The sequence below is a fragment of the Streptomyces sp. NPDC060198 genome (genome assembly GCF_042728415.1).
GTDB lineage: Bacteria > Actinomycetota > Actinomycetes > Streptomycetales > Streptomycetaceae > Streptomyces.
The window spans coordinates 1-10,160 of record NZ_JBHWZJ010000257.1 but is presented as its reverse complement, the minus strand read 5'-3'; the positions used below and the strand labels follow the sequence as shown (position 1 = coordinate 10,160).

Genomic DNA, 10,160 nt, shown 5'->3' with positions numbered 1-10,160 from the left:
GACGTCACGGTCTGCCCGTCGGGCATCCGCACCGAGACCGGTCCTTCGACGAGGACGGGGCCCTCCGGGTCGACGGCAACCAGGCGGGGACGTTGGTCGCATCGCGATTCAATGAGCCGTTCGGCGTCGGAATCAGCTTCGGCGTGCACGGATGATCACCAGTTCCTCGGTGTGCGCGTCCGCGGGCAGCAGGCCACGGTCGCGCAGCCAGGAGAGGCGGCCACGCGTCACCGGACCGAACGGAATGGCCATCCGGTCGGTCACCGACGCGCTCATGCCTGCCTCTTCGATACGGCGGACGCTCTTGTCGGGATCGCTCAGCGCCGAGTGGACCATGAGCAGGAGGCCCCCCGGGCGGAGAACGAGGGGCGCCGCGTCGCAGATGCGGTCGATCAGCGCCCGCCCGTCGGGGCCCGCGTCCCAAGCCCTGCGGGCCCCCCTGCGCGGCGGTGTCGCACACAGGGCCGGCACGTACGGCGGATTGCTGACCACTACGTCGAAACGCCGCCCCGGCAGAGCATCGAGGAGGTCACTGTGGTGCACCGACAGCGGAAGACGCGCGAAAAGCGCGTTCGTCCTCGCGGTGGCCACCGCGCGTCTGCTGATGTCGACCGCTGTCACCCGTGCGCCCAACCGTGCCGCCTGGAGCGCGAGAGCCCCCGTACCCGTGCAGAGGTCGAGGACGTCCATGCCGGCACCGACGCCCTCACGCCGCATCGCCGCGGCCAGGAAGAAGCTGTCCGCCTGGGGTGCGTACACGCCCGGAAATCGCACGAACCTCTCGACAAAAAATCCCCCTCCCCCATTCACGCGGGAGGACATGCCGACACCGCTCCGTCTTGCGGGCGGGCGTCGCGCAGTCGTCATAGCGTCATAGTCCTGCCAATCCTTCTCCAGCACCATTTATTGCCACCCTTCGACGTCCTTCTCCCTCCTGCCCCTGCCATCAGAGACCACACCACGCATACGGCTCCAGAAAATACGTCGCACCTGCACTGACCTGACGATCGGAACCGCAGCTACCCGCGATCCAAAAACCGGAGCGGGCCGGCATCTTCCGCCGTATGAATGCTCATCCCGAGGACTGCGGTGGCCCGTTGGATGACCGCCCGAAAACATCCGCGACGGACCCGGTGTCCTCTTCATGCACCTCATGCGGCCGACGGAATGTTCGGCTCAGGCCACCGACGGTACGCGCGTGTACGCGTGTACCTCACGCGGTTCACTCGCTCGACGGAAATGGAGTACTGCCATGAATTCGACCGGATGCACCTTCGGAGAATTGAGGTGGAACCACGCAATCGATTCCGCTGCGGGGTGACGCGACGGCATCCGAAGAAATCAGCCGGTCCCTCGCTCCGACACGGCGGGCACCGACCACGAATCGGCCGACGCTTCGTATCGAACGGGGCCGAGATTCGCGAAGGTGCGCGACCATCACTCCGTTGGGCCACCGGTCCCACCGTGCAGGAAACGTCATTCGGGATGGCATCGAGGTGTTCGACCGGTGCGTGGGCGGTCCCGTGGTCCTGATGGTGGGTCGGCCCATCGCCCACCCGCCGCAGCTCCGCCCTCGCCCGAACTGGCTTCATCGCGAAGTCGGTGTCCTCGCCCCGCCGCACTCGTGCTCCTCGTGGAACCTGAGGGGTGGGGCAGGCGGTGGGAGGTAGCTATGTCTCGACCCAGCTGTTGAGGGTGTCGCAGGTGTACCGCACCTCTTCCATGAGGCGGGTGGCCTCGATGACGAGTACGCCGTAGGGCCGACTGGGGTCGGAGAGCGGAAGGGCGCGCGCGTCGGCCTCGACGACGACCTCGCGGCATCGGTCCTCGGTCTCCCCGGCCAGCAGGGCGAGCCTGTCGGTCTGCTGCGGCAGTGTCGCCTCGTCGAGGGTGCTCAGCGCGAGGGCCGTCTCCGACACCGCTTCCAGGAAGTCCGCGTACCGGACCAGGAACGGCTGGTAGACGTATTCGGCCTCCTCGTCGTGCCACTGGTCGAGGCATCTGGTCATGGAGGCCAGTTGGTACAGAGTCCTCTCCAGCGCGGCGAGCACCGACGCATAGCCCTGGAAGGTGAGGTGGCCGCTGTGGCGGCGCAGCAGACGGCGCGGGTTGTAGCGGACGCTCTCCACGGCGGTGTCGAGACCGGCCCTGGCCTGCTCGATGAGGCTGCCGGTCCGGGCGGCCCGGTCGCGCCAGCGGGAAGTGGCGTCCGCGTCGAGGGTCTTGTCGCGCAGGGCCGGGTGCATGTCGGACGTCAGGTCGTGGAGCGTACGGGCCAGGACACGGACTGCGTGTTCGGCGCTGCGGTAGCGCAGGGGCGGGGCGATGGCGACGTTGACGGCGGTGCCGATGGCGCAGCCGATCAGGACCAGGAGCACGATCTGCGCCAGTCGGCTCACCCTGGCGGAGTCGTCGGTGGTGCTGACGTAGGTGGAGAACGCGAAGAGGGCGGCGGTGGCCACCTGCGGTCCCTGCGTTCCCAGGACGCGCAGGCGGCTGATGGACAAGGCGATCACCGCCACCAGCACGAAGGTCAGCAGATCCGGGCCGGCGAGGAAGCCCAGCAGGGCCTGGACCGCGACTCCCACCGCGACCGCCGCGACGTAGCGCAGCGACTGCACGACGGACTGGTACACGGTGACGTACATGATCGTCACCGCGGAGAACGGGGCGAACGCCGGTGACGTGGCGTCCATGAGGTCGTACGACACCAGCCAGGCGAGGGTGGCGGCGAGGGTGCTCTTGCCGATCAGCAGCAGGGTGTGCCGCTCCTGACCGCCCTCGTGTACGGCCCTTCCCCACCAGTCGGCCACACGCGTGGACCATCCCTGCCCTTTGGCGGTCGCCTTGTCATCGGACACGCCGGGCACCGCCCTCCGCATGTCCGTCCCAGCGGCTCGGGAGGACGAACGCGCGCGGCGTGGTCGCTTCGCGCTCAAGGGCGGCGATGCGTCGGAGTGAAGAGTCCGCCGGTCGGGTTCTGCAGCGTTCGTGAGAACCCTTTCGGCGTCCCGCTCGTGGCGGGCGGACGAGGTCGGCGACCGCCTTCCCGCGCCGCCGCCGCCACAGCTGCTTCGACATCGTCGACGCTGAAGTTCACCAGCCAGCGCGGCCGCAGATGGGGCTCGCCCGATCCCGGCGCTCCGCCGCCCCGAGGAGTGAGGGCCGCCGTTCCCTCCGCCTCCACCACGACGAGGTCGTCCTGGTGGGTGACCTTGATCCCGGGCTCCGCGGCCCAGCCGAGTACCCCGCCGTAGAACAGGGCGGCGTCGAAGACGTTGCGGGTCTGCAGATCGATCCGAGAACGGGCTCGGGATTCCCCGGTCCACGCCGGAACGGCCCCTTCCCGGAACCCGAAGGTCGCTCCTTCCGGATCAGCGGCCAGGCCGGCGCGCCCCTGGCTCAGTGCCACCGGGCCGACAGCCACGGTGGCACCCCGCTCCTGCACCCTGGCGGCGGTCGTTCCGGCGTCGCGAACCACGAAGGAGGGGGTCCATGGGGATTCCGGAGCGAAGCCCGGGTTTCGCTTGCCGATTACCGCCACCGGTGCGCCCTCGGCGGAAGCGACGAGAACTTGATCCCCCAGGGGGCTGGGCTGGAACTCCCAGCCCAGGACCGCCGCGTAGAACGCCCGGGCCGCAGACAGATCTTCCACCATCAGGTTGACCCAGCCAGGAGTACCCGGCGCGGGCAACCGTCGGCCGGTGGTCGCAGACATCAAAGCCCTCCTCGGTCATCCGTTCTCGTCCAGCCTCCCACCACCGCGGTCAAAGGCCGGGACCCGCTGTACATGGGTTTCTCCTCGTCGAGGAAAGCCCCGCCGCTGACCGGACGCCGCCGCTCTCAGCTGTTCGGACCCTCCCGGCTCGCACCGCTCGGGAAAAAACCCGCCAGATGGAGAGAGCGCGAGCTGGGTGTGTACCCGACGACCGGGCAGGCGAAGACCGTCGGCGCAGGCATATGCGCGCCTCATGGACAAGGCGGGCATCGACCGGCTCTCCGCGCTGTACGCCGCGATCGACGCGGTCCGCCGCGGCGGAACGATCTCCCTGTCCGGCGTCTACGGCCGCTCCGCCGACCCGCTGCCCCTGCTGACCATGTTCGACAAGCAGATCCAGCTCCGCATGGGCCAGGCGAACGTGAAACCCTGGGTCGACGGCCTTGCTGCTCCTGACCGACGAGGACCCGTTGGGCGTCGGCACCTTCGCCACCCACCACCTGCCCCTGGAACGGGGACCGCAGGCGTACGCCACCTTCCAGCAGAAGGCGGACGGCATGATCGAAACGCTCCTGGTCCCCCGAGACCGTTTCCGTGCCCTCCTGCACCGGGGGTGGGAGGGCAGGGCCGGTCAGCCTCCCCGAAAGACACGCGACTTGCACGCGCTCGGCGCGCTGCCACCATGACCGTATGGGGAAGAGCGCTCTCATCGTGATCGACATGATCAACACCTACGATCACCCCGACGCGGAACTCCTCGTCCCGTCCGTACAAGAGGCGGTGCCCCACGTGGTAAGCCTGCTGGAGCGTGCGCGCTCCGCGGGAGTGCCGGTCATCTTCGCGAACGACAACTTCGGCCAGTGGCGCTCCCACCACGGGGAGCTGGTCGAAACCGCCCTGGCCGGGCCGCGATCGGAGCTTGTCCGCCCGGTGCGGCCGGACGGGGACTCCCTCTTCGTGATCAAGGCGCGCCACTCGATCTTCTACGAGACCCCCCTCAGCTACTTGCTCAACCGACTTGGGGTGGACCACGTCGTCCTCACGGGCCAGGTGACCGAGCAGTGCGTGCTGTACTCCGCCCTCGACGCCCACATCCGCCACCTGCGGGTGACGATCCCGAAGGACGCCGTCGCCCACATCCACGAAGACCTCGCGGACGCCGCCCTGCTGATGATGGAACGCAACATGGGGGCGACGATCACGACGGCCGACGCGGCGCGGTTCTGAGGACCGCCTCAGGGAAGCGGTGTCCCACCGGTGGCGTTCATGATCTCGCCGGTGATGTACGAGGCGTTCGAAGAGGCGAGAAAGACGTACGCCGGCGCCATCTCGGCGGGCTGTGCGGGCCTGCCGAAGGGGCCCTGCTTCCCGAACTCCGTGGTGTCCGGCATGGTCGCGGGGATGAGGGGGGTCCAGACGGGGCCCGGCGCCACGGCGTTGACGCGGATTCCGTCGGCCGCGACCATCTGGGCGAGACCCTGGGTGAAGGTGACGATCGCGCCCTTGGTCATCGCGTAGTCGAGCAGGTGCGGGCTGGGCTTGTAGGCCTGTACGGACGTCGTGTTGATGATCGAGCCGCCCGGCGGGATGTGCGGCAGAGCGGCTTTGCAGAGCCAGAACATCCCGTACAGGTTGGTGCGGACGACCCGGTCGAACTGCTCGGTCGAGATCGCGGCGATTCCGTCGGGCTGGGACATCTGGTAGGCCGCGTTGTTCACCAGGACGTCGATGCGGCCGAAGGCCGAGACGGCCCGCTCGACGAGGGCACCGCACTGCTCCTCGTCCCGGATGTCGCACACCACGGTTACCGCCATCCGCCCCGCCTGCTCCACCAGGCGCACCGTCTCGCGCGCCTCGTCCTCTTCCTCGGCAAGGTGGGTCAGCAGGACGTCCGCGCCTTCCCTGGCGAACGCCAGGGCGACCGCGCGGCCGATGCCGGAATCGCCTCCCGTGACCACGGCCGCGCGATCGGTGAGGAGACCCGCGCCCCGGTAGGAATCCTCGCCATGGTCGGGCGGTGGATCCATGGGCCCTGTCCAGCCCGGGTGTTGTTGCTCCTGCTGAGGGAAGTCGGGACGCGGGTAGCGCCTATTGGGGTCCTGCGGACGGTCGTCGCTCGGCATGGTGCTCCCTCTGCTGTTCGGCGGACGGCTGCTGCATGGCGGACGGCTTTCCGGGCGGGGCGGAAACCAGAAATGCGAGGCGGGGCTGTGGCCACGACCGCCCTCCGGTCCTACTTCTCGGGGTCGTGACCCCAGTTCATCAGCGAGTAGCGCCACTTGGATTCGCTGATGTCGCCCCCGGGGCGCTGCGCGAGGTGCCGGTGTACATAGCCGGTGACCTTGCGCATGTGCGCGAGGTCGGCATCGCTGAGATTCGACTCGGCGGTGCGCAGCAGGGCGACGATCCTCCGGCCGGAGGCGTGGCCGGTCGACTCGCCGCCCCCGCTGCCCTTCTGGCCCACCTCCCGCGCCGTATCCGTTTCGAGCCACCTCTCCAGCTCGGCTGCGGACATGTTGACGGCATCACCGAAGCGGTCGAGCACGCTCTGCCGGTCCTCGTCACCACCGGTGCTCACGAGCTGCCGCTGTCTCTCTTGCGCAGTGATTCCGGGCGATGCACCGCGGTTTTGCCCGTCTTGTCACTCTGGACCTCGTACTGAGGTTGTTCCTTGGAGGCCTCCACGGTGCGGCCGGCCGCCTTGGTGCGCTGGTCGATCCTGCGCTTCACCGAGCCTTCCACGTCCTGGCCGTGACTCTTCCAGCTGACGTCGTCACCCTTGGAGAGCCTTCTGTCCTTTTTCCTGGCCACGTGAGCGAACCTTTCTCCCGCAACTCGTGGGGGGCGGCGTTCGTTCGCATGCCGCCGCCTCCAGGATCGACGCTTCCCCGCGGCCCCGCGCGCTGGGCACGGACAGCATCCTGCTCTGCTGCCCGGGCGAGACGCTTCGACCGGGCGAGTGTGCATACGGTGACCTGCTCGGGGCCCGGTTCCGGGCCGCGGGCAACCGCGGGGCCGAATCAGTCCGCGTCAACGTCGCGGACGGAGACCCGAATGGTGTCCAGCGTGCCGTCGGCCGCGTCGGGGACCAGCATCCCGGCGCGTACCCCGCTGCGCAAATAGTCCACCACGACCTGGTCGAGCACCTCTCCGGGGACGACGGCGGGGATGCCGGGAGGGTAGGGGGTGAGCATTTCGGCGCAGGTCCGGCCGACCGCCTGTTCGGCGGGGACCTGCTCGACCTCCCCGAAGAACGCGTCCCGGGGAAGCGCCGCCTGGCGGAGCCGGAGTTCGCCCGGGTCCGGCAGGCGGATGTCCGGTGCGGCCGGCAACTCGTCCGCGTGGGCGACGAGATCGCGCAGGCCGTCGAGGAGACGTGCCGTCGTGGTGTCGTCGTCGGCGTACGTCAGCTGGGCATTGACGCGCCGGTGGTCCGAGGTGTGCAGGTTGATGCGGTGGGTCCGGCGCAACCAGTCGGCGGCGGCGTAACCGTCGAACGGGACGCCGCTCAGATCGATGAAGATCTGCAACGGGTCCAGGTCGGCGGCTCGTCCGGCGCCGCAGAAGTCGGCCCGTCCGTTGACGTGCAGGCCCTTGATGTCGCCGATGGCCGCGCGCACGCGGTGGGCCCGCGTGAGCGCCTCGTCCAGGAGGTCGCGGCCGTGCTCCACCATCTGGCGGCGCCACCCGTCGAGGGCAGCGTAGACGAGTACCGACGGGCTGGTGGTGTCCAGCAGGTCGGCGCGGGCGGCGAGGGTGTCCTTGGTGACGAGGTCGCCCTGCAGGTGGAAGACCGACCCCTGTTCGAGTCCGGAGCCCATCTTGTGGACCGAGGTCACGCACACGTCGGCGCCCGCGTCCATCGCCCAGGTGGGCAGGTCCGGGTGAAAGGGCAAATGGGCTCCCCACGCCTCGTCCACGATCAGCGGAACTCCTCGGCGGTGGCAGAGCTCCGCAATGGCTCCGACGTCCGCGCAGGCACCGTAAGGGGTGGGGCTGGTGACCAGGGCCCCGCGCGCGTCGGGGTGCTCCTCGAACGCTGCCCGGAAGGCCTCGGGAGCCGGCGGGTGGGCGAGGTGGAGGTCGACGTCCCACTGGGGATCGACCCACACAGGACGGATGCCGGCGAGGATCAGGCCCGAGATCACCGACTTGTGGACGTCCCGGCCGACCAGCAGCTTCTGGTGCGGCCCCGCCACGGAGAGCATCGCGGCCTTCACCGAGAGGGAGCTTCCGCAGGTGGAGAAGAAGGTGTGATCGGCACCCACCGCGTCCGCCATCAGGGTCTCGGCACGTTCCATGACCTTGCGCGACATCGTCCGGTCGTCCAGGCCGGACACCGCGAGCATGTCCGCCCGGAACAGAGCGTCGCCCAGGACCGCCCGGACCCTCGGATCGGCTCCCCGGCCCTGCTTGTGACCGGGGGGCGTGAACGGCAACTGGTCCTGCGCCTGGTACGCCGTCAGAGCATCGAGAACAGGTGCTTCGGAGTGGTCCATGGGGTGCGGCTTTCCGGTTCGGGAGGGACAAAACACGAGGCGTGAGGTCGGGAGCGGCCTCTTGGACCGAAAGGGGCCCTCACCACGACCTGTGCGCGGAGGTCAGGGCGACGCCGGTGAGAACCCCTGGGCGCCAGGTCGTGATGGCCTCCTCCCCCGCAGGTGCCGGGCTCGAAGGTGCAGGCGGTGTGTTCGCGCTCCACCGGGTCTCGCCGAGCCGGCACCGACGAGACCGGCCGCAGGTGGTCGGTGCGCGCGCTGCCTTCTCCGCCACCGCTTTCTCCGCTACGGCTTTCTTCGCCGCCGCCGCCGGCTACGGACTCTTCTCAGTCGTAGGAGATCCTCAAGCCGAAAAACAAAAGGCAGAACGCCCATACGTTCACACGGTGGCGGAATGCTCCGATTGCTCTACTTCGGTGGGCCCGTACAGATGGCGGCGAGACGACGTCCAGGTCAGGGGCGCGGTGCTGTGCGGTCCTCGCACCCGGCGCGTCGCGATGAACTCCGGCGGCCGTAGCACGGAGCCTTGCACCGGCTCGCCGACTCGCAGTCGACAGGACGGCAAGGCGCTCTACCGTGCCCCCGGCATCACGCGCCGTCGGCGCGGCGCCCCCGAGACCGCATGCTGCGCCGCCTGGAAAGCGGGACGGCCCTCAGCTTCAGGCCCGCTGGCTCAGGGGCGGTAGGGGTGGCTGATATGGGCGCTGACCCGCTTGCCGCCGGGTTCGGGGCGGGAATCGAACGTGTCGGCGAGAGCTTTGACGATTTCGAGCCCGTGCTGACCGATCCGGTCCGGGTTCGCAGGCCGCGGGGATGGCAGGGTGGGGTTGGTGTCCCAGACCGCGATCTCCATCATGCTCTCGTGGATGCTCAGCTCGAGACGGACCGGCCCCGGAGCGTACTTGCGTGCGTTGGTGACGAGTTCGCTGACCACGAGCTGGGTGATGTCCCTGGTCCTCATGGACACCGGCGTTCCGTCATCGGCGACCTTGGTGTCGAGGAAATCGACGGCGAGATGACGGGCATTGGCGATCACCGGACCGCTGGCTTCCAGCAGGATCGTGAACTGTGCGCCCATGCGTTCCCTCGTCTCCCCGCACGCTCCCAGCAGCCCAATCACCCCGAAGCCGCCACTCCGTCCCAGCTACCCCGCACCCCACCGTCCTCACACCGTGCAAGCAGGCCTGCGGAGGCGGCCCCCGTATGCTCCTAGGGCGTGTGTCGAAAGTGGCGCCGTCCGCCCGTGGGGCGGGACTTGCGACACACGCCCTAAAGCGTGTTGCAGAAGTCTGTGGGCGGGCAGGCGGAGCCGGGTTCGGCACCTTTGCGGATCATGGTGTGAGGGCGTGGTTGTGCATGGTGGCGACGGCTTGGACTGCGTAGTGGAGGCCGTTGCCGCGTTGCCGGCAGTCGCGGAGGATCTTGTAGTGCTTCATGCGGGCGAAGGCGTGTTCCACGCGGGCGCGCACTTTTCGGTGGGCGGCGTTGTCCGTTTGCTCACCGGGCAGCAGGGGGCGGCCGGGTCGTTTGCGGTGCGGGATGACGAGGCCGGTATTGGTGTAGGCGCCGTCGGCGAGCACGGTCACGCCCTGGCAGATGTCCGCGAGGCCGGAGTCCCGCCACGCTTTCGCGTCCGCGGTGTTGCCGGGGACGGGACGGGCGGCCGCGATGACGAGCTTGGTGTCGGCGTCGATGATGACCTGCACGTTCGCGGAGAAGCGGTAGTTGCGGGAGGAGGCGCCGACCTTCCGGTCCCGGACCGGGATCAGCGTGCCGTCCACGATCCAGAGTCGTTCCACGGCGTCGGTCGGGCGGGTCGCGGGCTCGATGGCCAGGAGCGGCCTCAGTCTCTGGATGACCCGGCACACGGTGGCCGGGGAGCAGCCGAACAGCGGCGCGAGCTGCCGCATCGTGAGGTTCGTCCGGTAGTAGACGGCCACCAT

10 protein-coding genes and 1 pseudogene are annotated in these 10,160 nt (G+C 69.1%); 2 read left to right on the top strand and 9 right to left on the bottom strand.

The window, feature by feature from the left end:
• Positions 1-132: 132 nt before the first annotated feature.
• From ACFWEP_RS25350 to ACFWEP_RS25340, 3 genes are all read right to left on the bottom strand, one after another.
• Positions 133-822, bottom strand: coding sequence for a HemK2/MTQ2 family protein methyltransferase (locus ACFWEP_RS25350; protein WP_387373163.1), 690 nt, complete (start codon positions 820-822; stop codon positions 133-135).
• Between the two features lie 848 nt (positions 823-1,670).
• Positions 1,671-2,861 carry an aromatic acid exporter family protein gene (locus ACFWEP_RS25345; RefSeq protein ID WP_387373162.1) on the bottom strand — a complete coding sequence of 397 codons (1,191 nt, stop codon included), beginning with the start codon at positions 2,859-2,861 and terminating at the stop codon, positions 1,671-1,673.
• A 74-nt stretch (positions 2,862-2,935) separates the two neighbouring features.
• Complete coding sequence (locus tag ACFWEP_RS25340; RefSeq protein WP_387373160.1) at positions 2,936-3,718, bottom strand: VOC family protein; 783 nt, start codon at positions 3,716-3,718, stop codon at positions 2,936-2,938.
• 247 nt (positions 3,719-3,965) lie between these two features.
• Between ACFWEP_RS25340 and ACFWEP_RS25335 the strand changes: the two are divergent.
• A pseudogene (locus ACFWEP_RS25335) lies at positions 3,966-4,299 on the top strand (glutathione-dependent formaldehyde dehydrogenase); the annotation flags it as partial.
• A gap of 109 nt (positions 4,300-4,408) precedes the next feature.
• Positions 4,409-4,945 carry a cysteine hydrolase family protein gene (locus ACFWEP_RS25330; RefSeq protein ID WP_387373158.1) on the top strand — a complete coding sequence of 179 codons (537 nt, stop codon included), beginning with the start codon at positions 4,409-4,411 and terminating at the stop codon, positions 4,943-4,945.
• Between the two features lie 8 nt (positions 4,946-4,953).
• On the opposite strand, the gene ACFWEP_RS25325 is transcribed toward ACFWEP_RS25330, so the two are convergent.
• The 6 genes from ACFWEP_RS25325 to ACFWEP_RS25300 all read right to left on the bottom strand — a co-directional run.
• The gene (locus ACFWEP_RS25325; RefSeq protein ID WP_387373156.1) at positions 4,954-5,841 is read right to left on the bottom strand and encodes an SDR family oxidoreductase; all 888 of its coding nucleotides are present in this window, start codon (positions 5,839-5,841) and stop codon (positions 4,954-4,956) included.
• Positions 5,842-5,951: 110 nt separating this feature from the next.
• Positions 5,952-6,296 carry a DUF3140 domain-containing protein gene (locus tag ACFWEP_RS25320; RefSeq protein WP_387373154.1) on the bottom strand — a complete coding sequence of 115 codons (345 nt, stop codon included), beginning with the start codon at positions 6,294-6,296 and terminating at the stop codon, positions 5,952-5,954.
• Positions 6,293-6,529, bottom strand: a complete 237-nt coding sequence (locus tag ACFWEP_RS25315) for a DUF2945 domain-containing protein (protein ID WP_387373152.1) — start codon at positions 6,527-6,529, stop codon at positions 6,293-6,295. Before ACFWEP_RS25315 ends, ACFWEP_RS25320 begins: the two co-directional genes overlap by 4 nt.
• A 209-nt stretch (positions 6,530-6,738) precedes the next feature.
• The gene (locus ACFWEP_RS25310; RefSeq protein WP_387373150.1) at positions 6,739-8,217 is read right to left on the bottom strand and encodes an aminotransferase class I/II-fold pyridoxal phosphate-dependent enzyme; all 1,479 of its coding nucleotides are present in this window, start codon (positions 8,215-8,217) and stop codon (positions 6,739-6,741) included.
• Positions 8,218-8,890: 673 nt separating this feature from the next.
• Positions 8,891-9,295, bottom strand: a complete 405-nt coding sequence (locus ACFWEP_RS25305) for an ATP-binding protein (protein ID WP_387373148.1) — start codon at positions 9,293-9,295, stop codon at positions 8,891-8,893.
• A 253-nt stretch (positions 9,296-9,548) separates the two neighbouring features.
• Positions 9,549-10,160 (bottom strand): transposase family protein (locus tag ACFWEP_RS25300; RefSeq protein WP_387373147.1); only part of this gene is annotated, 612 nt, incomplete at its 5' end.

What these genes read in the sequence shown, in the direction of transcription:
- ACFWEP_RS25350 (WP_387373163.1), bottom strand. Translation starts at nt 822, where the DNA reads ATGTCCTCCCGCGTGAATGGGGGAGGGGGATTTTTTGTCGAGAGGTTC.
- ACFWEP_RS25340 (WP_387373160.1), bottom strand. Translation starts at nt 3,718, where the DNA reads ATGTCTGCGACCACCGGCCGACGGTTGCCCGCGCCGGGTACTCCTGGC.
- ACFWEP_RS25330 (WP_387373158.1), top strand. Translation starts at nt 4,409, where the DNA reads ATGGGGAAGAGCGCTCTCATCGTGATCGACATGATCAACACCTACGAT.
- ACFWEP_RS25325 (WP_387373156.1), bottom strand. Translation starts at nt 5,841, where the DNA reads ATGCCGAGCGACGACCGTCCGCAGGACCCCAATAGGCGCTACCCGCGT.
- ACFWEP_RS25310 (WP_387373150.1), bottom strand. Translation starts at nt 8,217, where the DNA reads ATGGACCACTCCGAAGCACCTGTTCTCGATGCTCTGACGGCGTACCAG.
- ACFWEP_RS25305 (WP_387373148.1), bottom strand. Translation starts at nt 9,295, where the DNA reads ATGGGCGCACAGTTCACGATCCTGCTGGAAGCCAGCGGTCCGGTGATC.